Below are 23,116 nucleotides of genomic sequence, written 5' to 3'. Positions count from 1 at the left end.
CGCCCGGAACCGCCGGTTTAAATCGCTCAGGTCGCGACCAGGACGATGCCGCCGAGGGCGACGAGGATCTTGAGTCCCGTGTCGGCGACCCGCCAGCCGTCGGCCGGGGCGACCGCGGGTTCGATCTCCTCGAACAGATCTGCTCTCGTCATTGCTCACCTCCTTCGAGGTGTGCTCGGGATGGGGACATCGGGCGCTAGGTCAGGACGATGGCGCCGAGCCCGAGCCCGACGGCGATTCCGAGCTTGGCGGCGATGTACCAGTCCGAGTCGGGCGCCGCCATCGATTCGATCTCCTCGAATCGCAGGTCTGCCGATGGGTGCATGTCTTCTCCTCTTCCTGAGGGGCTGATGGGGTGCGTCGTCTCGTGCTCGTTCCTGGTCAGGTGAGCATTCCGATGAAGACGGCCGCCACGGCGAGGCCGGTGGTGAAGCCCGCCGCCGCCGACTCCCAGTCGGGAGCGACCGCCGCCTCCAGCTCGTGGAACGCGAGTTCGTTCTGTGTGTTCATGTGTTCACCTCCTTCGTGACGTCGAGGGGCCTGCGCCGGCAGGAACGCCGCGCGCAGGAGTCGGAGGGCGTCGTCGAGCGCCAGGCCGGGCAGCGCCGAGCGGCCCCAGCGGGCGACGATCGCGAGTGCCGCGTCGCGGAGGGCGCGGTCGTCGACGGCGGGGACGGGAATGCCCCACCGCTCGGACCACTGGGCGCTGCCGACGACGGGATCGGCGTCGAGCCCGAGGGGAGCGGCGAACCACTGCCAGACGGCCCGTCGCCGCGCGCGACGCTCCGGGGAGTCGCGACTCCACAGGACGGGCAGCAGCGGCATCGTCGCCGGTACCTTCCGCAGGCCCGCGCGACTGCTCACCTCGTTCGCGAGGTACCAGTGCGTCGCCGCGAAAGGATCCGCGGTCGCCGAGCGCAGCACGCCGTGACTGCCGGCGCTCGCCGCAGCGAGCGTCGCGCGGTCGGCGCGGCGGACGAGCCCGGCGCTCTCGGCGACGCGGCCGCCGGCCTCGCCCAGCGACCCCAGCAGTCGCCTCGACCGATCGTCGGCGGAGCGGTCGGCGGGCGACCCGGACCGCGAGCCGATCAGCCGCAGGGCCGCCTCCGCCGCTCCCTCGAGCACGGACGAGCGGGTCAGCGTCGCCGTGAGCTCGGCGTCGAGCACGGCGGCATCGGCCCGGAGCGCTTCGCCGACCACGACGGAGCGGAGGCCGCCGATCTCGCGGCAGGCCGCGGCGCTCGTCTCGCTGCCGGGCCCGATCGTCGTGGGCACCAGGACGAGACGGGGCACCTCCGTCGACGCGGGGAGGTCCGGTGCGAGAAGGCCTCCGTGCCTGCCCAGCAGTCCGTCGAGGCGCGATCGGAGGGCGCGGTCGACGGCGAACAGGCGCGCCAGCGCCGCCACGTCGTGCAGCCTGCCGCCGCCGATGCCGACGAGGCGGTCGGGACGGACAGTGCGGAGGTCGCGGTCGACGGCGTCGAGCAGACGACCCTGCTCGGACGCGACGTCGAGGACGACCACCGGTCCGCGCAGTCGCTCGGGCTCGACGGCTCCGCACCGGACGAGCGTGCTGTCGAGCACGAAGAGGGTCCGCCGGGAGCCGGTGATCGCCGCATCCGACGCCAGACCGGACCCCAGATCGGTGCTGCGGACGCTCATGCGTCGAGCGCCGCACTGATGAGGCGCGGGATGTCTGCGAGGTCGTGGTCGCTGGACACCGCCGCAGGGAGGAACTGGATCCCGCCCGGCGCGGGATGCACGACCGCTCCGCGCCGCCGGATGTCCTCCACCAGGCCGAGGACCTCCTCGGCGTGGGCGACCCCCTCGATCCGCAGGGCCCGGAAGGACCCGGCACCGGAGGATCCGAGCACCCGCGGATGCGCGGACAGCGCGGCGACGGCCCGGTCGAGGCCGGTGCTCACGCGCGGGAAGCCGTCGGCTCCGAGCAGCTCGGGGAGCAGCGCGAGGCTCTGCAGGACGGCGGCGCAGACCGCGGGGGTCCCCGCCTGCGTCTCCGCATGGACGAACGGGGCGTCCGCGGCATCGATCTCGGCGAGGAGCCGCTCGCCGACGACCACGGCGGCCGCCGCGAGCGTGCCGTTCGTCAGCGCCTTCGAGAGGACCACCGCGTCGGGCGCGAACGGCCAGCGCGAGGAGGCGAGGAACGGGCCGGTGCGGCCGAAGCCGGTCGCCACCTCGTCCGCGACGACGGGGACGCCGTCCTGGGACGCGCGCTCGAGCACCGCGAGGAGTGCGTCCGAGAGCGGGAGAGCGCCGGAGCCGAGGACGGGCTCCACGACAATGCCGCAGATGCGCCGTCCCTCGCGGCGGAGGAGCGACTCCAGGGCGTCCGGGTCGTCGTGCGCCACGTGCCGGACCCCCGAGCGGTCGACGCCGTAGAGGTCCTGGCCCAGCTCGTCGCCGCTCAGAGCGTGGGCGCCGTAGGTGAGCCCGTGGTAGCTGCCGGACAGGCCGACGACCAGCCGGCGCTCCGGTCGCCTGAGGAGCGCGGCGCGCTGGCGGAGCAGCTTCATGACCGCGTCGTTCGCGCTGCCGCCCGAGGTGGTGAGGAGGACGCGCCGGAAGGAGGCGTCCGGGAGCGAGTCGCCGACGGCCGAGAGCAGTGCCGAGGCCGCCCGCTCCGCCCAGGGGTGACTCCGCCGGAAGAGGGAAAGGTAGGAGGCCTCGGTCAGAGCCGCGGCGATGGCGGCGGTGAACTCCGGCCGGCCGTAGCCGAACGGCACGTTCCACAGCCCGCTGGTGAGGTCGATCGCCTCGACGCCGTCGGCGAAGCGGACGCGTGTCCCCGACGCGCTCACCGCCGCAGCGGTCGTGGCCGCCGTCGTCGGAGAGACCAGGGGCACGACGACCGGCGAGGCCGTCACGCTCCTCTCCGGAGGTGGACGCCCGCGTGCTCGAACCGCTCGACGAGCCGTGCGACGAAGGCCTCGTCGGCCGGCGTGCGCGTCTCGTCGTCCGGGCCGTCGCTCAGCAGCCGCTCGACGACGACCGCGGTGGCGGGTGCGAGGGCGAACCGCCGCAGAGTCCGGGGCTCCACCAGCACGCGCTTGTCGCCCAGGTGCAGGAGGATCAGATCGGAGCGCGTGAGCGTCGCCACCTCCCCGTCCGGTCGGAGGGACGTTCCGAGCCCGGCCACCGACCACGCCGGGCCGGTGTCGTCGGCGGCGGCGAAGGCGAGGCCGGCGCGGTACAGCGCCAGCCAGGGGCGGCGCGCGATGTCGTCGGCGACATCGCCGCCCAGCACGGCGAGCCGGTCGAGCGGACGGTGTGTCCGGCCGAGGGCGGCCGCCAGACCGTCGGGGTCTCGGGCGTCGCCGAGGACCAGCCCGTCCGGACCGAGCCTCGCGACCCCGTCCTGGTCGACATCGACGGCGGAGACGGGTCCGGCAGCGGGGTCGTCCGTCAGCGGCAGACCGCTCACGGCGACCGCGGCTCCCAGGAGCTGCGGGACCAGCCTGCCGGAGGCGCGGGCGGCGTCGGCGTCCTCCAGATACGCCTGCCAGCCGTGCGCATCGCGGAGCCGTGCGGTCGTCGCACCGGTGACCGGGAGGAACGCGATCGAGGCGTAGTCCTCCGTCTGGACCCGCAGCTCGCCGAACCAGGCGACGTCTCCCGGCTCGTCGAGTCCACCGCGGTAGGTGAGGACGGCCACGCCGTCGCAGGTCGGGGCCTCGCAGGTCGCATGGTCGTCGGTCGCGCTCTCGGCCGGGAGGAGCAGGACGTCCTCCGGCCCGAGCAGTGGCTCCACCGCTCCTCGCCACCGCCGGTCGGCGAGGCGCACGACCCGTCGAGCGTCGACCCGATCACCCGTCACCCACTGGAGGACGGCCCGGGCGACTCCGCGTCGATCCACCGCGGTCGCTCGCGTGTCGGCGTCGGCGGAACGGGACGGAGTCGAGAGCGCCGTTCGCGAGCCGCGGTCGCCGGAATCGGGGGAGCGCGTCGCGTCTCCGTCGGAGCGGATCGGTCGTGGGTCGTAAGCCATACGCGGATGGTAACCGACCGAAGCTCACGTCTGTCAAGCGCGACTCGCCGACCGGCTCGACGATCGCTGCTGTGCGCCACTGGCGGGGCTCGGCACGCGCCTCCGGCCCCTCCTGTCTGCGTCGGTGCTAGACATACCGGTATGAAAATCGCAACAGCAAGCAGGCGACTCCTGGGACGGCAGTGGCTGTCGTGAGATCCCGTTCCGACCTCGTCGTCCTCGTCGTGCTCGGTCTCTACGGCCTCGTCCGGGTCGCCCTCGACGCCCCTGCGGTCATCGCATCGCCGAGCGCGCTCGGGATCGTGTCGCTGTGCACCTCCGCCGTGCTCCTCGTCGTGGCGATCGCGGCGCTCACCCTCGAGCTGCGGCACAGACGGAGGAAGCGTGCCGCTGCGACCTCGCCCGCCGCCGCCCAGACGGGCCGAGAGGCCGGCGGCGGGCAGTAGAGCCGGAGGCGTCGGCCCGCCGACACGCGTCAGCGCCCACCGTGCGCCGACTCCCTCCCTGCTGGTCGAGCAGCCCCGCAGGGGCGTATCGAGACCCACCGTCGTCAGCACGGCGGGTCTGCAGACCGACGTCCTGACGCGGGTGGATCTCGATACGCTCGCTGCGCGGGCTACTCGATCAGCATGAAGTCCGTGCGTCGACTCCCCTCTTGCTGGTCGAGTAGCCCCGGAGGGGCGTATCGAGACCCACCACCGCATCAACGTCGGCCTCTTCCCCGCCCTGCGATGGCGCCGGAGGCGCCCCCTCCGCTCGATGCGCCCGCTTCGCGGGCCACTCGATCAGCAGGGACACTGCTGGGCGGGCGGCGGACCGCTCCGCATGTGCCGAGACACCGGACCGCGGCCGCTCAGCCGGTCAGCCCCGCGATCGCGTCCAGCTCGTCCAGCGACCCGATCCTCACCACGCCGAGCTCGACAGCCTCCGCCGGCAGCTCGCGCCCGTGCTCGGGCCCGCCGACCCGGTCGAGCCACACCCCGCGCAGCCCGGCGCGCGCCGCGCCGATCGCATCGGTGCCCAGCCGGTCGCCGACGTACAGCGCGTCGGCCGGAGCGAGGCCGAAGCGCTCGCACGCGACGTGGAAGATCCGCGCGTCCGGCTTCGTCACGCCGACCTCGCCCGACGCCACGAGGTGCTCGACCCGCTCCGTCAGACCGATCGCGTCCGTCTTCATCGTCTGGAAGTCCACATCGCCGTTGGTGATCACACCGATCCGGACGCCCGCCGCCTCGAGTCGATCGAGCACGGGCAGGGCGTCGTCGTGCAGCGTCCACGCGGCGACGTAGTGCCCCAAGTAGCTGGCGAACCACTCGCTCGCCTGCTCCGGCGTCAGCTCGACGCCGGCGTCCGCGGCGAAGACGATGGCGCGCGCACGCCGCTGGCCCTCGTAGTCGAGCTCGCCGGCGAGGTAGCGGTGGTAGTGCTCCTCCTCCAGCGCGTACCAGCGCCGCTGCAGCGCGCCCGCCTCGCCCGCGTACGCGTCGCCGAGCGTGGCCGCGTACGCGACGATCCCCTCGCGCACCGCGCGGGCGTGCGCCAAGAGCGTGTCGTCGAGGTCGAAGAGGGCGAGCCGGATCATCGAGGGCTCAGCGGCTGCGGCGCAGGAAGCCGACCCGCTCGTACACGGTCGCGAGCGTGCGCTCGGCCGTCTCCGAGGCGCGGTCCGCCGCGCGGGAGAGCACCCGGTCCAGCTCGGCCGGGTCCTCGAGCAGCTCGGCGGTGCGCGCGCGGATCGGATCGAAGGTCGCCGCGACGACCTCGACCAGGCCCTTCTTGAGATCGCCGTAGCCGCGGCCCGCGTACTCCTGCTCGAGCGACTCGATCGTGCGGCCGGCGAGGACGGAGTAGACGGTGAGCAGGTTCGAGACGCCCGGCTTCGCTGCGCGGTCGAAGCGCACCTCGGACTCGGTGTCGGTGACGGCGCGCATGATCTTCTTCGCGGTGACCTTCGGCTCGTCGAGCACGCTCAGGAGGCCCGCGTCCGACTCCGCGGACTTCGACATCTTCGCGCCGGGGTTCTGCAGGTCGTAGATCTTCGCCGTCTCCTTGGCGATGTACGGCTCCGGGATCGCGAACGTCTCGCCGAAGCGCGTGTTGAAGCGGCCCGCGAGGTCGCGGGTCAGCTCGAGGTGCTGGCGCTGGTCCTCGCCGACCGGCACGGCGTCGGTCTGGTACAGCAGGATGTCGGCGGCCATCAGGATCGGGTAGGTGAAGAGGCCGACCGAGGCCGCCTCCGTGCCCTGCTTCGCCGACTTGTCCTTGAACTGCGTCATCCGGCTGGCCTCGCCGAAGCCGGTCACCGTGTTCAGGATCCAGGCCAGCTCGGCGTGCGCCGGGACGTGCGACTGGATGAACAGCGTCGAGCGCTCCGGGTCGATGCCGGCCGCGATGTACTGCGCGGCGGTCGCGCGGGTGCGCGCGCGCAGCTCGGCGGGCTCCTGCGGCACGGTGATCGCGTGCAGGTCGACGACGCAGAAGTGCGCGTCGAAGTCGTCCTGCATCGCCACCCACTGGGTGAGGGCGCCGATGTAGTTGCCGAGGTGCAGCGAGCCGGAGGAGGGCTGCATGCCGGAGAAGATGACGGGCTTCGCGCCCGGAGTGCTGGGGGTCATGGTGAGGCCTCGTGAGTGACGGCGGCGCGGTCGGCGCCGGGGGAGAAGGGGGTCAGAGCTCGTAGTCGACGACGACGGGGGCGTGGTCGGACCAGCGGGTGTCCCACGCGCTGGCGCGGTCGATCTCGTAGCTGCGGGCCAGGGCGGCGAGCTCCGGAGTCGCGAGCTGGTAGTCGATCCGCCAGCCGGTGTCGGTGTCGAACGCCTGGCCGCGCTGCGACCACCAGGTGTAGGGCCCGGGCACCTCGCCGGCGAAGCGGCGGCCGAGGTCGACCCAGCCCATCCCGGCTCCGGCGTTGTAGCCCTCCTCGCCCTCGGCGCCGACGAAGCGGTCGAAGTAGGCGCGCTCCTCGGGGAGGAAGCCCGCCTTCTTGACGTTGCCCTTCCAGTTCTTGATGTCGAGGGTGCGGTGGCCGACGTTGAGGTCGCCCATCACGACGGCGAGCGGGTTGTGCGCCTGCAGCTGGGGGAGTCGCTCGATCATCGCGTCGAGGAAGCGCATCTTCTCGTCCTGCTTCGGCGTGCCGACGCCGCCCGAGTGCACGTAGGTGGAGACGACGGTCACGGTGCGGTCGCCGACCTCGTAGTCGGCCTCGAGCCAGCGGCCCGCGGAGTCGAAGTCGTCGGCGCCGAGCGCGACCCGGTGGATCGTCGCGCGCTTGCGGGAGGCGAGCGCGACTCCGGCGCGGCCCTTGGCGGTCGCCTCGTCGTGCAGCACGTCCCACTCGTCGCCGAGCAGGCCGGCGAGGTCGTCGGTGGAGGCGCGGACCTCCTGCAGGGCGAGGACGTCGACGTCGCGGGCGGCGAGCCAGTCGCCCATGCCCTTGCGGAAGGCGGCGCGGACGCCGTTGACGTTGACGGAGGCGATGCGGAGCGGCTTTCGAGTCACCGGAGCAGTCTACGGAGGACCGCCGACACGGAGCGGCACGCGGGGGAGCGGCGCAGCGGCGCACCCCCGGACACGCAGAAGCCGGCGGCCCCGCCCCGCGCCACCCCCTCGGAGGAGAGGGGCGACGTGGACACGGGACCGCCGGCGGGACCGCTCAGGACGGTCGGTCGGTGCCGATCAGACGGCGACGGGGCGGGCCGTGGCCGGCTCCGGGACCTCGGCGACGATCGGAGCGCGCTTGATGCTCTTCGCGATGATCACGCAGACCGCCGTGACCACCATGCCGACGAGGATCGCGACCAGGTAGAGCAGCGGCTGCCCCACGAGTCCGGTCACCCAGACGCCGCCGTGCGGAGCGCGCAGCGTCGAGCCGAACAGCGCGACGAGGGCGCCGGTGACGGCCGAGCCGATCATGGCGGAGGGGATCACGCGCAGCGGGTCGACCGCGGCGAACGGGATCGCTCCCTCCGAGATGAAGGAGGCGCCCAGCAGGTAGGCGGCCTTGCCGTTCTGGCGCTCGGCGTCGGTGAACAGGCGCTTGCGGAGCGAGGTCGCGAGGGCCAGACCGAGCGGCGGCGTCATGCCGGCCGCCATCACGATCGCCATCACCTTGAACTGCACCGAGTTCGGGTCGCCGTCCGCGGGGACCGAGGCGAGACCGGTGGTCGCGAAGGCGTAGGCCACCTTGTTGACCGGGCCGCCCATGTCGAACGCCATCATCAGGCCGAGGATGATCCCCAGGATGATCAGGTTGCCGCCGGTGAGGCCCGAGAGCCAGGCCGACAGTCCCTCGCTCAGCGCGCGCAGCGGGGCGCCGAGGACGACGAACATCAGGAAGCCCGTGATGAAGGTCGCGATCAGCGGGATGATGACGACCGGCATCAGCGACTTGAAGGCCGCCGGCAGCTTGATCCGCGAGATGTAGAGCGCCGCGTAGCCGGCGATGAAGCCCGACGCGAGGCCGCCGAGGAAGCCGGCGCCGACGGTGACCGCCACGGCACCGCCGAGGAAGCCGGGCGCGATGCCGGGGCGGTCCGCGATGCCGAAGGCGATGAAGCCCGAGAGCACCGGCACCAGGAACGCGAAGGTCGCGCCGCCGATCAGGAACATCACTCCGGCCCAGTCGGTGATGTTCGCGATGTTGAAGCCGTTGTCGATGATCTGCTGCGGCGTGTAGCTGACGATCTGGTAGCCGCCGAAGAGGAACGACAGCGCGATCAGCAGACCGCCCGCCGCGACGAACGGGATCATGTACGAGACGCCGGTCATCAGGTTCTGGCGGATGCGCGTGCCGACGCCGACCTTCTTCGGGGCGGCGGGCGCCGCGGCCGGAGTCGAGCGGGCGGCGGACGGAGCCGTGCCGGTGCCGCGCAGGGCGAGCGCCCGGTCGAGCACCTCGTCCGGCTTCGACAGCGCCTCGGCGACGCCGACCTGGAGGATCGGCTTGCCGGCGAAGCGGTCCTTGCCGCGGATCTCGAGGTCGGCGGCGAGGATGACGACGTCCGCGGCGGCGATGTCGCTCGCGGTCATCTCGTCCGAGCCGGCGGCGCCCTGGGTCTCGACGTGGATCGGGTAGCCGCGCTTCTTGGCGGCCTGCTCCAGCGCCTCGGCCGCCATGTAGGTGTGCGCGATGCCGGCGATGCAGCTCGTCACCGCGACGAAGCGCGGGGCGCCCGTCGAGGCGGCGGCGGGAGCGTCCTGGACCTTCGCGGCGGCGCGGTCGATGACGTCCGCGGCCTTGGCGAGCGCCTCCGAGGTGCCGACCTCGAGGGTCGGCTTGCCGGCGAAGCGGTCTTTGCCGCGGACCTCGAGGTCGGCGGCGAGGATCACGACGTCGGCGTCGGCGATCGTCTGGTCGGACATCGGGTCGGAGCCGGCCGCGCCCTGGGTCTCGACCTGGATCTGGTAGCCCTTCTTCTTGGCGGCCTGCTCGAGGGCCTCGGCGGCCATGTAGGTGTGCGCGATGCCGGCGATGCAGCTGGTGACGGCGACGATCTTCACGAGACGACGACCTCTCGGGCGATGATGTCCGCGACTTCCTGGCCGCTGGACGCGGCGCGGAGGGATCCGGTGAAGGACTCGTGGATCAGCTTGCGGGCGAGCTGGGCGAGGATCTTGAGGTGGGCCTGGTCGGCGCCGTCGGGGGCGGCGATGAGGAAGATCAGGTCCGCCGGGCCGTCCGGGGCGCCGAAGTCGACGCCGGACTTCGCGATGCCGACGGCGACGCTGGGCGAGACGACGTGCGAGGAGCGGGCGTGGGGGATCCCGATGCCGCCGGGCATGCCGGTGGCCATCTGCGACTCGCGGTCGCGGACGTCGGCGAGGAAGCCGTCGAGGTCGGTGACGCGGCCGGCGTCGGCGAGCGTCTTCGCGAGCTGCGCGGTGGCGTCGTCCTTCGTGGCGGCGGTGAGGTCGACGATGACCGTCGACGCCTCGGTGAGAGCAGTCATGCGCTCAGTTCTCCAATCGGGAGGGTGGGGTCGGGGTTCTCGACGACGGAGACGTCGTCGAGGCGGAGGGAGTCGGGACCCGGGGCTTCACTGCCCGGGAGGGTGACGGCGGCGGTGCCCCAGGCGACGGCCGTCCGCAGACGCTCCGCCTCCGAGGCGTCGGTCGCCGACAGGTAGCCCGCGAGGGTGCTGTCGCCGGCGCCGACGGTGCTGAGGGGCACGACGGGGGGTGCGCCCGCCCACCACGACGAGTCCGCCGTGACGAGGAGGGCGCCGTGCTCTCCGAGGCTCACGAGCGCTCGCGCGTCCGGGAGGCGGAGGAGTGTGCGGGCGCCGTCGACGACGTCGCCGACGGTCGCGAGGGAGCGGCCGAGGAGCTCCTCGAGCTCCTCGAGGTTGGGCTTCACCAGCGTCGCGGTGCCGGCCGCGATGATCGCGGTCAGCGGTGCTCCGGAGGTGTCGACGGCGAGGGGGACGCCGAAGTGGGTGGCGAGGCGGCCGAGCGCCGGGTAGAAGTCGTCGCCGAGTCCGGGCGGGACGCTGCCGCAGGCGACGAGCCAGCGCGGGGCGGAGACGACGTGGTCGCAGATCAGGTCGGAGAGCGCCTTCGCCTCCTCCGGGGTGACGGCCGGGCCGGGCTCGTTGATCTTGGTGGTCCGGCCGGTCGCGTCGTCGACGACGGTGATGTTGGTGCGGATCGGCTCGGCGATCGCGGCGCTGGCGGAGGCGACTCCGGCCGCCTCGAGCATGGTGCGCAGGTCGAGGCCGGTGGAGGCGTCGGCCGGGTAGATCGCCGTGGCCTTGACGCCGTTGCGGGCGAGGGCCCTGGCGACGTTGACGCCCTTGCCGGCCGGGTCGCGGCGGACGCCGTGGGCGCGGTTGACCTCGCCGACGGCGAAGCCGCTCGTCGACAGGGTGACGTCGATGCTGGGGTTGGCGGTGACGGTGACGATCATGCGCGGACGACCTCCGGGCCGGCCGATTCGATGTCGTCGGCGAGCTCGTCGTCGACTCCTCGATCGGTGATGACGGTGTCGATCGCGGACAGCGGGGCGACGTGCCCGAAGTCCTGGCGGCCGAACTTGGAGTGGTCGGCGAGGACGACGACCCGGCGCGCGGCGGCGATGAGCGCGGTCTTGACGACGGCCTCGTCGAGGTCGGGGGTGGTGAGGCCCCGCTCCCGGCTGATGCCGTTCGTGCCGATGAAGGCGACGTCCACCGAGACGGTGGGGATCACCTGGGCGACCCACGGCCCGACGGCGGCCTGCGTGACGCCGCGCAGGTGCCCGCCGAGGAGGTGGAGGTCGATGTTGGGCCGGCCCACGAGCGCCACCGCGACAGGGAGGGAATGGGTGACGACCGTCAGCCGGCGGTCCAGGGGGAGCAGCTCTGCGAGGCGAACCGTGGTGGTCCCGGCGTCGATGGCGATCGAGCCGCCGTCGGGGACCTCGGCCAGCGCGGCGGTGGCGATGCGGTCCTTCTCCGCGGCGAGGTGGCCCTCGCGGGCGGCGACCTCGGGCTCGATGCCCAGGCGCTCGACGGGGATCGCGCCGCCGTGGGCCCGGCGCAGCAGGCCGCGCTTCTCGAGACTGGTGAGGTCCCGGCGGATGGTCTCGGGCGTGACCGCGAGGGACTGCGCGAGGTCGCGGACCTCGACCCGCCCGTCGGTGCGGGCGCGGTCCAGGATCGCCTGGTGCCGCTCCGGTGCGTACATGTGGACTCCGTCGTCTCGCGAGATGCTAAGCCTCGTCCGCGATGTCGGTGTCGACCTCGGATCTGCGTTTACATCTTTTTAGACCCGTTCGTGTCCGTTGTCAACAGAAACGGACATGTTCGACAGACGTCGTTCCGCGCCAGGGCTCAGGCGGCCGCATCGGCGTCGAGGAGAGCGTGGGTCGCGGCGTCAGGCGGCCGCGTCGGCCAGCTCGTCCTCGATGCGCGAGAGCTGCTTCTCCAGGCGGCGGCGCTTGAGCAGCGAGGCGTCCGGCAGGGCGGCGCGCAGGCGCTCGCGCTCCGCCTCGGCGAGGGTGCGGCGGGCGAGGCGCAGCTGCTCCTCGCGCTCGCGCTCGATCTCATGCGGCGTGCGCTTGCGCGCCGAGATGCCGGCGTCGCTCATGCCGACCGAGATCCAGGAGGCGACGATCAGGATCACCTGGCAGACCAGGTTGAACCAGATCAGCAGACCGATCAGGACGGCGAAGGAGGCGAGCAGCGGGTTGCGCGAGGCTCCGCCCAGCAGTTGGGTTCCGAGGACCTTGAGCGCGCCGAGCGCGATCCCGCCCATCAGAGCGCCGACCCAGAGGTTCTTCCACGGGATCGGGATGCCGCTGAGGATCCGGAACGAGCCGGCGAGCGTCGCGGTGTCGAGCGCGAGCATGATCAGCAGGCCGACGACGGTGCCGGTGACCCGGCCGAGGGTGGAGTCGCTGCCGATCCCGAGGACGTCGAACGCGACGTCGACGAACGAGGTCGAGAACACCGAGAGCGCCGCGGAGACGATGAGGACGGCGCCGAAGACGAGCGCGAGCCCCGCGTCCTTGAGCTTGAGCAGCACGAACAGGACGGTCGGACCTGGCAGGGAGAACAGGATCCGCACCGCCTGCCGGAGGCTGCCGAGGAAGTTGAGCGCCGTCCAGAGCAGACCCGCCGCGGCGATCACCCCGGTCCAGCCGAGGATCGTGGAATTGAGCAGCGTGTCGATCGAGACCAGCGCGTTCTTGCCGCCGATCAGCCCGGGCACCGAGCTGGTGAGCAGCTGCAGCAGCGAGTCGCGCAGCGCCGCGTTGTCGCGCAGGACGAAGCCGAAGACCGCGAAGAACACGAACAGCGCAGCGAAGATCGCGAACAGCGCCTGGAAGGCGAGCCCCGACGCGAACAGCGGCCCGCCGCTCTCGGAGTAGTGCAGCATCACCCGCACCGGCCGCGTCCGCATGATCCGCTCGAACAGCGCCGGGATGCCGCGCGGTGCCTCGGTCGCCGCCTCCGTCATGCCCTCCAGCGTAGGGCGCCGGGCCCGGCTCCGAGACGCATGCCTCCGCTGCCCGCGGCGGCGCGACCTCCGGCTCGCAGAATCACTTCCGGCTCGTCGTCATGCGCGCCTCTGACGAGCCGAAGCTCGTCTCGCGTGCCGAAGCGCCGACGCCATCACGTCCGGCTCGCGGAACGATCCCCGGCTCGTTGAATTGCTTGCTTCCCGCGTGCCGAAGGGGTTTCCGCGTGCCGGACCTCGTCCGCGCGACCCCCGGCTCGCGGAATCGCCTCCGGCTCGTCGTCCTGCGCGCTTCTGACGTGCCGAAGCTCGTCTCGTGTGCCGAGGTGCCGACTTCATCACGTCCGGCTCGCGGAGCGATCTCCGGCTCGTGGAATCGCGCACTTCCGGCGTGCCGGAGTGGTTTCCGCGTGCCGAACCTCGGCCGCGCGACCTCCGGCTCGCGGAATCGCCTCCGGCTCGTCGTCCTGCGCGCTTCTGACGAGCCGAGGCTCGTCTCGCGTGCCGAAGCGCCGACGCCGTCACGTCCGGCTCGCGGAACGATCCCCGGCTCGTGGAATCGCGCACTTCCGGCGTGCCGGAGTGGTTTCCGCGTGCCGAACCTCGGCCGCGCGACCTCCGGCTCGCAGAATCGCCCCCGGCTCGTCACTCCGGCCGATTCTGACGTGCCCGAGCGCTTTCCGCGTGCCCGAATGCCCCCGACGCGACCCTCGGCTCGTGGAGCGACCTCCGGCTCGCGGAAGCACGTCACTCCGTCGCGCCGGAGCCTGTTCCGTGTGCGCCGGGGTGAGTCCATCGTGATCTCCGGCTCGCGGGATCGCCTCCGGCTCGCGGGTGCACGGGCTTCTGGCGTGCCGGAGCGTGTTCCCCGTGCCCAGGCGGGCGCACCGCGACCTCCGGCTCGCGGGATCGCCTCCGGCTCGTGGAATCGCGTCCCTCCTGCGTGCCGGAGCCTGGTCCGCGCGCCGGAGCATCGGCGTTGCCGTCCGGTGGTCGACCGAAGACCTCGGCTTCCTCGAACCGTGCGCCTCTGACCGTCACGGGAGGCGTCCTCGCGCCGGAAGGGCGGGGCTCAGCGGAGCGGGCCGCGCGCGCGGACCGCGAGGATGCTGTCGCGGGTGCGTGCCCAGTGATGCATCACGTCCGCGTAGGTGAAGCGGAGCGTCGTGTACCCGCGCTCGGCTGCTGCGCGGTCGCGATCCCGGTCTCGCTGGAAGGCGTGGGGGTCGTCGTGCCAGGCCCGACCGTCGATCTCGAGGAGCAGCCACCCGTCGATCACCAGGTCGACCCTGCCGACGCCGTCGATCTCGACCTGGATGTCGCACCTGATGCCGAGCAGATGCAGGCGGACCCGAGTGGCAGACTCCGTCCCGGACTCCGACCGGGCGTCGACGAGCTCCGCGACGACGGCGAAGCGACGGGGCAGCGCCGCCAGCGCCTGGGCGAGAGCATCGGCCCCGATGAGGCGCAGACGCAGGCACGAATCGGCGACGGCGACGGCGAGCTCGAGAGGCTGGCAGAGGAAGACCTGGGTCAGCGCCTCGGTGCGCGTCGTCCGGATGGAGCGGTACTCCGGCGGTCGTGCACGGCGACTCCAGTGCGTGACCACGTCGCTGCCCAGTTCTCGCGGTCTCGGGCGCGAGCTGGAGGTGATGGCGAGGTGGAGTCGGGTGTCGGGCGGACGGAAGGCGCCCGACTCCGCCAGCAGCGAGCTGCAGGACAGCGACCCGCAGGCCTCCGCCGCGCGCAGCTCCTCCGCCGAGGCGTGCGGCGACGCATACCAACCGCGTCTGATGCGGCGCAGTGCCCCCGATCGCACGGCAGCGGTGGCGTCGACGCCGACCGCGTGAAGGTAGCCGATGTGGTGCACTCCGTACTGCATGCGCCGACTCTGCCGTCGGACGGCGATCCGTGCGGACCTGATCGCCCGTTCGGTGGAGGGCTCGCGCTCTCCGCCGACTGTGGAGGAGATGACCGGCGATCGAGGGCCGGCTCCGAGGACGTCGGGCTCGCGATTCGGGGTCCGGCTCGTCGATCCGCCGTCTTCGGGCGTGCCGAAGCAGTTTCCGCGTGCCGGAGGTGGGATGTGCCTCACATTCGGCTCGTGATTCCGGCTCGGGCTCGTCGATTTGCCGGTGTCCAACGTGCCGGAGTTGTTTCCGCGTGCCGGAGGTGGAATGGGCCTCGCGTTCGGCTCGTGATTCCGGCTCGGGCTCGGCGATCGACCGGATTCGGGCGTGCCGGAGCTGCTTCCACGTGCCGGAGGTGCACCGCCGGGCCCGGGGACGACGAACGGCCCGCCGGATCCGAGGATCACGACGGGCCGAACGGGGGAGGAAGCGTCAGGCGCGGCCGCGGATGACGGCCTGCTTCACCTCGGCGATCGCCTGGGTGATCTGGATGCCGCGGGGGCAGGCCTCGGTGCAGTTGAAGGTCGTGCGGCAGCGCCAGACGCCCTCCTTGTCGTTGAGGATGTCCAGGCGCGCTCCGCCCGCGTCGTCGCGCGAGTCGAAGATGAAGCGGTGCGCGTTCACGATCGCGGCGGGGCCGAAGTACTGCCCGTCGGTCCAGAACACCGGGCAGGACGACGTGCACGCCGCGCAGAGGATGCACTTGGTGGTGTCGTCGAAGCGGGCGCGGTCGGCGACCGACTGCACGCGCTCCTTGCCCTTGGTGGGCGGGGTGTTCGCGATCAGGAACGGCTGCACCTCGCGGTAGGAGGCGAAGAACGGCTCCATGTCCACGACGAGGTCCTTCTCGAGGGGCAGGCCCTTGATCGCCTCGATGTAGATCGGCTGCGAGATGTCGAGGTCCTTGATCAGCGTCTTGCAGGCCAGGCGGTTGCGGCCGTTGATCCGCATCGCGTCGGAGCCGCAGATGCCGTGCGCGCAGGAGCGGCGGAAGGTCAGCGACCCGTCCTGGTCCCACTTGATCCGGTGCAGAGCGTCGAGGACGCGGTCGGTCGAGAACATCTCGACGTCGAAGTCCTGCCAGCGCGGCTCGGTGTCCTGCTCCGGGTCGAAGCGGCGGATGATGAACGTGACGGTGAACGCCTCCGGGGCCGCGGGGGCGGCGGGGGGCTGCTCGAGAGTGGCGGACAACACGACTAGTACTTCCTCTCCATCGGCTGGTACCGGGTGATCACGACGGGCTTCCAATCGAGGCGGATGTGGTCGCCCGCGTCGGAGGAGTGGGCGTCACCGGAGAGGTACGCCATCGTGTGCTGCATGTAGTTCTCGTCGTCGCGCTTGGGGAAGTCGTCGCGCATGTGGCCGCCGCGGCTCTCCTTGCGGTTCCGGGCGGAGTAGACGACGACCTCGGCGAGGTCGAGGAGGAAGCCGAGCTCGACCGCCTCCAGGAGGTCGGTGTTGAAGCGCTTGCCCTTGTCCTGCACCGAGATGTTGCGGAACCGGTCGCGCAGGCGCTGGATGGTGCCGGTGACCTGCTCGAGCGACTCGTCGGTGCGGAACACCTGGGCGTTCTTGTCCATCTCGTCCTGCAGCTCCTTGCGGATCGAGGCGATCCGCTCGGTGCCGGTGGCTCCGCGGAGCGAGGCGAGCATGTCGCGGATCGCGCCGGCGGGGTTCTCGGGCAGGGGAGTGAAGTCGACGGTCTGCGAGTAGTCGGCGGCGTTGTTGCCGCTGCGCTTCCCGAAGACGTTGATGTCGAGCAGCGAGTTGGTGCCGAGGCGGTTCGAGCCGTGCACCGAGACGCAGGCGCACTCGCCGGCGGCGTAGAGGCCGGGGACGACGGTGGTGTTGTCCGAGAGGACCTCGGCCTTGACGTTGGTCGGGATGCCGCCCATCGCATAGTGCGCTGTCGGCATCACCGGCACCGGCTCGACGACCGGGTCGACGCCCAGGTAGGTGCGGGCGAACTCGGTGATGTCCGGGAGCTTCGTCTCGAGCACCTCGGCGCCGAGGTGGGTGCAGTCCAGCAGCACGTAGTCCTTGTGCGGGCCGGCGCCGCGGCCCTCCGCCACCTCCTGGACCATGCAGCGGGCGACGATGTCGCGCGGCGCGAGGTCCTTGATGGTCGGGGCGTACCGCTCCATGAAGCGCTCGCCCGAGGCGTTGCGGAGGATCGCACCCTCTCCTCGCGCTCCCTCGGTGAGGAGGATGCCGAGCCCGGCGAGGCCGGTCGGGTGGAACTGGAAGAACTCCATGTCCTCGAGGGGGAGGCCCTTGCGCCAGATGATGCCGACGCCGTCGCCCGTGAGGGTGTGCGCGTTCGACGTCGTCTTGTAGATCTTGCCGAAGCCGCCGGTGGCGAAGATGATCGCCTTCGCCTGGAAGACGTGCAGCTCGCCGGTCGCCAGCTCGTAGGCGACGACGCCCGACGGCTTGTTCACGCCGTCGACCTCGGTCATGACGAGGTCGAGCACGTAGAACTCGTTGAAGAAGTTGATGCCCAGGCGGACGCAGTTCTGGAACAGCGTCTGCAGGATCATGTGGCCGGTGCGGTCCGCCGCGTAGCAGGCCCGGCGCACGGGTGCCTTGCCGTGGTCGCGGGTGTGCCCGCCGAATCGGCGCTGGTCGATCTTGCCGTCCTCGGTGCGGTTGAACGGCAGGCCCATGTTCTCGAGGTCGATGACCGCGTCGATGGCCTCCTTCGCGAGGATCTCCGCCGCGTCCTGGTCGACGAGGTAGTCGCCGCCCTTGACGGTGTCGAAGGTGTGCCACTCCCAGCTGTCCTCCTCGACGTTCGCGAGGGCGGCGGCCATGCCGCCCTGCGCCGCACCGGTGTGCGATCGCGTCGGGTACAGCTTGGAGATGACGGCGGTCTTCGCCTTGGGCCCGGCCTCGATCGCGGCGCGCATGCCCGCTCCGCCGGCTCCCACGATCACCACGTCGAACTGGTGGTAGTGGACGCCGTCGGCGCCGAGGGTCTGGGTGAAGGCGCTCTGATCAGAGCCGCCGCTGTGGACGTGGCCTGGTGTGCTCACTGGGTGACTGCTCCGTTGAACGGGGTGGAAGGGCGGGAGTGGGGGAGGGGCGCTCCCGGTGGCGTGGCGGTGTCGCGCGGACGGACCGCGCGGCACCGGGCGCCTAGGCGGCGCAGAAGGAGGGCAGCAGGCTCGGGTCCCCGCCGGTGGGGCAGGGGTTGAAGCCGAAGACGACGTAGGTGCCGAGCGCGATCAGCGCGACGACCGAGACGACGATGCCGCCCTTGAAGACGCGGGCCAGCAGCGGCGAGGTCGCGTAGTCGTTCACGAGCGTGCGCATGCCGTTGCCGCCGTGGATGAGCGCGAGCCAGAGCATCGCGACGTCCCACCACTGCCAGAACGGGTTGGCGAGCTTGCCGCCGACGAAGCCGAAGTCGATGGCCTTGATGCCGTCGCCGAGCAGCAGGTTGAAGATCAGGTGCCCGAAGATCAGGACGATCAGCACGATGCCGGAGGCGCGCATGTAGATCCAGCCCCACTTCTCCCAGTTGGTGCCGGAGGAGCGGGTCGGGACGTGCGGAGTCCGCGGTGCGGCGACGGTGCTCAATGGGCACCTCCCTCGCTGAAGACGTTGATGAGGTGGCGGGGCGCGAAGCCGAGCATCAGCACGACCCACAGGCCGATGACCACCCAGAAGAGCAGGCGCTGGTTCCGGGTGGCCCAGCTCCAGAAGTCGACGAGGATGATGCGCAGGCCGTTCATGGCGTGGAACGCGATCGCGGCCACGAGACCGGTCTCGCCGAGGCCCATGATCGGGTTCTTGTACTGGGCGATGACCGCGTTGTACGCCTCGGGGCTCACGGCGATGAGGGCCGTGTCGAGGACGTGCACGAGGAGGAAGAAGAAGATGGCGACACCGGTGATCCGGTGCAGCACCCACGACCACATGCCTTCGCGACCGCGGTAGAGGGTTCCGGCCGGACGGCGGATCTTCCCCTGCTTCCGGGGTGCGAGGGTTTGAGCAGCTGAAACTGACACGAACAACCCTCCCTGGTTGACTGCTCCGTCGGCCTGACCGGACCCGCGACTCGAGGACGCGGGCGGGGCGGAGGAGCGGCGAGAACACTCGCTCGACGATTCTAAGCGCCGGGCCCGGTCGCCGCGGCTTAGGCGAGCCTTAGCTGCCGCGGGCCATCGACACGGGTGCGCCGACCGTCGCGTAGTGCGCGAGGAGCTCGTCCGTGAGCGCGCTCCAGGTGCGGTGAAGCACGCGGCGCCGGCCCGCCTCGCCGAGCCTCGAGCGGAGCCCCGGATCGTCCAGCAGCCGCTCGACCTGCCGACGCAGATCGGAGTCGCTCTCCGGCGCGTAGAGCAGCCCGTCCACGCCGTGCTCGATCAGATCGGTCGGGCCGCCGGCGTGCGGGGCGACGACCGCCGTGCCCGAGGCCTGCGCCTCCTGCACGGTCTGCCCGAAGGTCTCCTCGGTGCCGGTGTGCACGAAGACGTCCAGAGCCGCGAAGACCGCGGGCAGTCGCTCCCCGTCGAGCCGTCCGAGCATCCGCGCCGAGGAGCCGAGCGCCGCCGCGACCCGGGAGGAGGAGGGGCCGTAGCCGCCGACGACCAGGTCCGCGCCCGGAAGAGAGGAGAGGGAGGCCAGGCGCTCGACGCGCTTCTCGGGGGAGAGGCGGCCGATGTAGCCGACGAGCGCGTCGCCGGGGGCGACCGGCGCCCGCACCTCGGTGGCGTAGGGGGAGGAGCGCATCCGCGGGTGGAAGCGGTCGCTCTGCACGCCGCGCCCCCAGAGCGCGGTGCGCTCGATGCCGGCCGCGGCGAGGTCGTCGAGCGCGCTGGTCGAGGGGGCGAGGGTGAGGTCGGCGCCCGCGTGGATCTGGCGGATCACCCGCCAGGCCAGCGCCCGAGCGCCGCGGATGCCGTAGCGGGCGGCGAAGCGCGCGACGTCGGTCTGGTAGATCGCGACGCTGGGCACACCGAGCCGGTTCGCGGAGGCGATGGCGCGCGCCCCCAGAAGGAAGGGCGAGGCGACGTGCACGACGTCGGGTTCGAAGGCGGCGAGCTCGCGGGTGAGCGCGAGCGTCGGGATCCCGACGGGGAAGTCGCGGTAGGCGATCGCCGGGTGCTCCACGACGCGGTGGCCGGCGTAGTGCCCGGGCGCCCCCGCGGCAGGACAGACGACGAGGGCCTCGATCCCGCGCGCCGCGAACTCGTCGAGGACCCGGAGGACGCTCGTGGTGACACCGTTCAACGACGGGAGGAAGCTCTCCGTGACGACCGCGACTCTCACCCTCCGGACGCTACGGGCGCCGTGTGAACGCGGGAGCGCGCCCGGGTGAACGGACGGACACGTCCGGGCGCCCTTGTATCCTGCGGACATGACATCACCTGAGACCGATGGCCGCGCCCCGCTCGACCGCTTCTACAGCGTGATCCCGGCAGGCGGGATCGGCTCGAGGCTGTGGCCGCTCTCCCGGGCCGACGCCCCGAAGTTCCTGCACGACCTCACCGGCTCGGGCCAGACCCTGCTCCGCGACACCTGGGACCGCCTCGCCCCGATCTCGGGTGCCGACCGGATCATGGTCGTCACCGGCCGTGCGCACCGCGCCGCGGTGGAGCAGCAGCTCGAGAGCCTCGAGGACCTCAACGTCGTCCTCGAGAGCGAGCCGCGCGACTCCTCCGCCGCGATCGGCCTCGCCGCCGCGATCCTCGAGCGCCGCGAGCCCGGCGTGATCATCGGCTCGTTCGCGGCCGACCACGTGATCAGCGGTCAGCACCTCTTCCACGACGCGGTGGCCGAGGCGGTCGTCGCCGCCGACGCCGGCTTCATCGTGACGATCGGCATCACGCCGACCGAGCCGGCGGTGGGCTTCGGCTACATCCGCACCGGCGACCACCTCGGCATCGAGGGCGCCGCGCACACGCTCGCCGTCGACTCCTTCGTCGAGAAGCCCGACGCCGACACCGCCCGCACCTACGTCCAGAGCGGTCAGTACCTCTGGAACGCCGGCATGTTCATCGCCCGCGCCGACCGCCTGCTCGAGGAGCTCGGCCGCTCGAAGCCGAAGCTGCTCGCGGGTCTGCTCGAGCTCGCCGAGGCGTGGGACACCCCGGAGCGCGGTGCGGTCGTCGACCGCATCTGGCCGGGCCTGGAGAAGATCGCGATCGACTACTCGGTCGCCGAGCCGGCCGCCGCGGAGGGCAAGCTCGCCGTCGTCCCCGGCCACTTCTCCTGGGACGACGTCGGCGACTTCGCGTCGATCGCGAAGCTGCACGCGAGCGGCCTGCGCTCCGACCTGGCGATCCTCGGCGAGGACGCCCGCGTTCTGGCCGACTCCGCGACCGGCATCGTGGTCAGCGGCGGCAACCGCACCATCGCGCTGATCGGCGTGAAGGACATCGTCGTCGTCGACACCCCCGATGCCCTCCTAGTCACCACCACGGAGAACGCCCAGAAGGTGAAGGGCGTCGTCGACGCCCTCCGCCTCTCGGGCCGCACCGACGTCCTCTAGCCGATCGCCGCGAGATCCGTCGTCCTGGAACAGGGGGATCTCGATACGCCCTCCGCGAGGGCTACTCGATCAGCATGGCTGGAGGCAGCCGCGCTCGACCCCCTGTGGTCGAGTAGCCGCGCAGCGGCGTATCGAGACCGCCGTCCCCAGCAGGGCGGTTCTGCAGACCCACGTTCTGACGTCTGTGGATCTCGATACGCGCGCTCCGCGCGCTACTCGATCAGCATGCCCGCGCGACCGTGCGACCGCGCGTCCTGAGGGCGCGCGCCGTGAGCAGCTGGTAGTGCCTCTGGCCGGACATGTGCCCTCCGCGGCGCGGGCCTCCCGCACGCCATCGCCCGCAGGGTCGAGGGCCGCGAGCCGGAATCGCGTGCCAGCGATTCCGGCCAGCCCGGCGCGACCCGCTCTGCGGAACGCACCACTCCAGGTGGCCGACCGCGGGGGAGGAGCCGCCTGCGGCTCCTCCCCAAGATCAACACTGTGTAACGCTTCCCGAGTTGGCCCTCCGCGGCGGCTGAGCGTTCCGACACCTTGGGTAACGTGAGGTCATCGATGCCCTGCAGTGCCGATCGTGCGCGCGGGGCCGAATCTTGGAGGACGAATCTTGACTATCACCACGCGTAAGGCCGCGTTCGGCGGTCTCGCCGCTCTGGGCGTCACCGCGCTTCTCGCCGGTTGCGCCTCCGCCCCCGAGGAGACCGGCTCGAGCGCCGCCGCCGGTGGCGACTTCCTGCCCTGCATGGTCTCCGACGCGGGCGGGTTCGACGACAAGTCGTTCAACGAGCTCGGCTACAACGGCCTCGTGAAGGCGTCCGAGGACCTCGGCGTCACCCCGAAGACCGTCACCTCGGAGTCCGAGACCGACTACGCGCCCAACCTGACGAGCCTCGTCGACCAGGGCTGCAACCTGATCATCACCGTCGGCTTCGCCCTCGCCGAGGCCACCTCGGCCGCGGCGGAGGAGAACACCGACATCGACTTCGCCATCATCGACGACGCGTCGATCGACCTGCCGAACGTCAAGCCGATCACCTTCGACACCTCGCAGTCGGCGTTCCTCGCCGGCTACGCGGCGGCCTCCTACTCGAAGACGGGCGTCGTGGGCACCTACGGCGGCCAGCAGTTCCCGACCGTCACCATCTTCATGGACGGCTTCGCGGACGGCGTGGCGTACCACAACGAGCAGAAGGGCACCGACGTCAAGGTCGTCGGCTGGGACGTCGCCGCGCAGACCGGCTCCTTCACCGGAGGCTTCGCCGCCGGTGTCGAGGCCAAGTCGGCCGCGCAGTCCCTGATCGACCAGAACGCCGACGTCATCCTCCCGGTCGGCGGCCCGATCTTCCAGTCGGCCATCGAGGCCATCCGCGACTCCGGCAAGGAGATCGCCATGGTGGGTGTCGACGCCGACCTGTACGAGACCTACCCCGACGGCGGCGACCTGTACCTGACCTCGATCCTCAAGGGCATCGAGGCCGGCACGACCGACGTCACCTCCACCGCGGGTGCCGACGCCTTCGACGCGACCCCGTACGTGGGCACGCTCGAGAACGACGGTGTCGGCATCGCGCCGTTCCACGACTTCGAGTCGAAGGTCTCGGCCGACCTGCAGGGCGAGCTGGACACCATCAAGGAGGGCATCATCGACGGCTCGATCACCGTCGAGTCGCCGTCCGCTCCCGCCGCGTCCTGATCCCAGGATCGATCGCAGCGCACTGACGAAGAGGCCGGTGGGCCCGAGTTCTGCTCGGGCCCACC

The 23,116-nt window shown here is 71.7% G+C and carries 22 protein-coding genes; 3 read left to right on the top strand and 19 right to left on the bottom strand.

The features are described from left to right. Positions 1-26: 26 nt before the first annotated feature. The 5 genes from EDF35_RS21355 to EDF35_RS20580 are packed head-to-tail and all read right to left on the bottom strand — an operon-like array spanning position 27 to position 3,772. The gene (locus EDF35_RS21355; RefSeq protein ID WP_260300761.1) at positions 27-152 is read right to left on the bottom strand and encodes a hypothetical protein; all 126 of its coding nucleotides are present in this window, start codon (positions 150-152) and stop codon (positions 27-29) included. 44 nt (positions 153-196) lie between these two features. Further along, entirely contained in the window at positions 197-325 is a 129-nt protein-coding gene (locus tag EDF35_RS21350; protein WP_260300762.1) for a daptide-type RiPP, read from the bottom strand. 56 nt (positions 326-381) lie between these two features. Continuing rightward, a complete protein-coding gene (locus EDF35_RS00855) occupies positions 382-1,662 on the bottom strand; it encodes an iron-containing alcohol dehydrogenase (RefSeq protein WP_133960472.1) in 1,281 nt (426 codons plus the stop codon). Then, complete coding sequence (mpaD, locus tag EDF35_RS00850; protein ID WP_208322992.1) at positions 1,659-2,888, bottom strand: daptide-type RiPP biosynthesis aminotransferase; 1,230 nt, start codon at positions 2,886-2,888, stop codon at positions 1,659-1,661. The genes EDF35_RS00855 and mpaD overlap by 4 nt, the downstream gene beginning before the upstream one ends. Next, positions 2,885-3,772 carry a hypothetical protein gene (locus EDF35_RS20580; RefSeq protein ID WP_166673975.1) on the bottom strand — a complete coding sequence of 296 codons (888 nt, stop codon included), beginning with the start codon at positions 3,770-3,772 and terminating at the stop codon, positions 2,885-2,887. The genes mpaD and EDF35_RS20580 overlap by 4 nt, the downstream gene beginning before the upstream one ends. 428 nt (positions 3,773-4,200) lie before the next feature. Between EDF35_RS20580 and EDF35_RS00840 the strand changes: the two genes are divergently transcribed. After that, complete coding sequence (locus tag EDF35_RS00840) at positions 4,201-4,455, top strand: hypothetical protein (RefSeq protein ID WP_133960471.1); 255 nt, start codon at positions 4,201-4,203, stop codon at positions 4,453-4,455. 407 nt (positions 4,456-4,862) lie between these two features. Here the strand turns inward: EDF35_RS00840 and EDF35_RS00835 are convergent, their stop codons facing one another. The 14 genes from EDF35_RS00835 to EDF35_RS00765 form a co-directional block, all read right to left on the bottom strand. Beyond that, complete coding sequence (locus EDF35_RS00835; RefSeq protein WP_133960470.1) at positions 4,863-5,591, bottom strand: HAD family hydrolase; 729 nt, start codon at positions 5,589-5,591, stop codon at positions 4,863-4,865. A 7-nt stretch (positions 5,592-5,598) separates the two neighbouring features. Then, on the bottom strand, positions 5,599-6,624 hold the full coding sequence (trpS, locus tag EDF35_RS00830; RefSeq protein WP_123445276.1) for a tryptophan--tRNA ligase: 1,026 nt from the start codon (positions 6,622-6,624) through the stop codon (positions 5,599-5,601). A 52-nt stretch (positions 6,625-6,676) separates the two neighbouring features. After that, positions 6,677-7,513, bottom strand: a complete 837-nt coding sequence (locus EDF35_RS00825; RefSeq protein WP_133960469.1) for an exodeoxyribonuclease III — start codon at positions 7,511-7,513, stop codon at positions 6,677-6,679. A 177-nt stretch (positions 7,514-7,690) separates the two neighbouring features. Then, positions 7,691-9,514, bottom strand: coding sequence for a PTS fructose-like transporter subunit IIB (locus tag EDF35_RS00820; protein WP_208322991.1), 1,824 nt, complete (start codon positions 9,512-9,514; stop codon positions 7,691-7,693). After that, positions 9,511-9,963 (bottom strand): PTS sugar transporter subunit IIA, encoded by a 453-nt coding sequence (locus EDF35_RS00810; protein ID WP_123733891.1) that lies wholly within the window; start codon positions 9,961-9,963, stop codon positions 9,511-9,513. Before EDF35_RS00810 ends, EDF35_RS00820 begins: the two co-directional genes overlap by 4 nt. Beyond that, positions 9,960-10,919 carry a 1-phosphofructokinase family hexose kinase gene (locus EDF35_RS00805; RefSeq protein ID WP_133960468.1) on the bottom strand — a complete coding sequence of 320 codons (960 nt, stop codon included), beginning with the start codon at positions 10,917-10,919 and terminating at the stop codon, positions 9,960-9,962. The genes EDF35_RS00810 and EDF35_RS00805 overlap by 4 nt, the downstream gene beginning before the upstream one ends. After that, positions 10,916-11,677 carry a DeoR/GlpR family DNA-binding transcription regulator gene (locus tag EDF35_RS00800; RefSeq protein WP_123445281.1) on the bottom strand — a complete coding sequence of 254 codons (762 nt, stop codon included), beginning with the start codon at positions 11,675-11,677 and terminating at the stop codon, positions 10,916-10,918. The genes EDF35_RS00805 and EDF35_RS00800 overlap by 4 nt, the downstream gene beginning before the upstream one ends. 189 nt (positions 11,678-11,866) lie before the next feature. Then, on the bottom strand, positions 11,867-12,952 hold the full coding sequence (locus tag EDF35_RS00795) for a YihY/virulence factor BrkB family protein (RefSeq protein WP_133960467.1): 1,086 nt from the start codon (positions 12,950-12,952) through the stop codon (positions 11,867-11,869). 1,072 nt (positions 12,953-14,024) lie between these two features. Continuing rightward, positions 14,025-14,834 (bottom strand): DUF559 domain-containing protein, encoded by an 810-nt coding sequence (locus tag EDF35_RS00790; RefSeq protein WP_133960466.1) that lies wholly within the window; start codon positions 14,832-14,834, stop codon positions 14,025-14,027. 460 nt (positions 14,835-15,294) lie between these two features. Next, on the bottom strand, positions 15,295-16,056 hold the full coding sequence (locus EDF35_RS00785) for a succinate dehydrogenase iron-sulfur subunit (RefSeq protein ID WP_133960465.1): 762 nt from the start codon (positions 16,054-16,056) through the stop codon (positions 15,295-15,297). Positions 16,057-16,058: 2 nt separating this feature from the next. After that, the gene (gene sdhA, locus EDF35_RS00780) at positions 16,059-17,801 is read right to left on the bottom strand and encodes a succinate dehydrogenase flavoprotein subunit (RefSeq protein WP_243587270.1); all 1,743 of its coding nucleotides are present in this window, start codon (positions 17,799-17,801) and stop codon (positions 16,059-16,061) included. 199 nt (positions 17,802-18,000) lie between these two features. Then, complete coding sequence (locus EDF35_RS00775; RefSeq protein WP_133960463.1) at positions 18,001-18,444, bottom strand: succinate dehydrogenase hydrophobic membrane anchor subunit; 444 nt, start codon at positions 18,442-18,444, stop codon at positions 18,001-18,003. Then, positions 18,441-18,827 carry a succinate dehydrogenase, cytochrome b556 subunit gene (sdhC, locus tag EDF35_RS00770; RefSeq protein WP_260300765.1) on the bottom strand — a complete coding sequence of 129 codons (387 nt, stop codon included), beginning with the start codon at positions 18,825-18,827 and terminating at the stop codon, positions 18,441-18,443. Before sdhC ends, EDF35_RS00775 begins: the two co-directional genes overlap by 4 nt. 187 nt (positions 18,828-19,014) lie before the next feature. Continuing rightward, entirely contained in the window at positions 19,015-20,139 is a 1,125-nt protein-coding gene (locus EDF35_RS00765) for a glycosyltransferase family 1 protein (RefSeq protein WP_133960462.1), read from the bottom strand. A gap of 88 nt (positions 20,140-20,227) precedes the next feature. Here EDF35_RS00765 and EDF35_RS00760 point away from each other — a divergent pair, with 88 nt between their 5' ends. Together EDF35_RS00760 and EDF35_RS00755 are read left to right on the top strand one after the other, a co-directional pair. Continuing rightward, positions 20,228-21,361: a mannose-1-phosphate guanylyltransferase gene (locus EDF35_RS00760; protein WP_123702565.1), complete on the top strand. Its 1,134-nt coding sequence runs from the start codon at positions 20,228-20,230 to the stop codon at positions 21,359-21,361. A gap of 604 nt (positions 21,362-21,965) precedes the next feature. Beyond that, positions 21,966-23,051, top strand: a complete 1,086-nt coding sequence (locus EDF35_RS00755) for a BMP family ABC transporter substrate-binding protein (protein ID WP_123702567.1) — start codon at positions 21,966-21,968, stop codon at positions 23,049-23,051. The last annotated feature ends 65 nt before the right edge of the window (positions 23,052-23,116 follow it).

Source organism: Rathayibacter sp. PhB151, assembly GCF_004366415.1.
GTDB lineage: Bacteria > Actinomycetota > Actinomycetes > Actinomycetales > Microbacteriaceae > Rathayibacter > Rathayibacter festucae.
The sequence above is the reverse complement of the archived record's forward strand: the minus strand, read 5'-3'. Positions and strand labels throughout refer to the sequence as shown.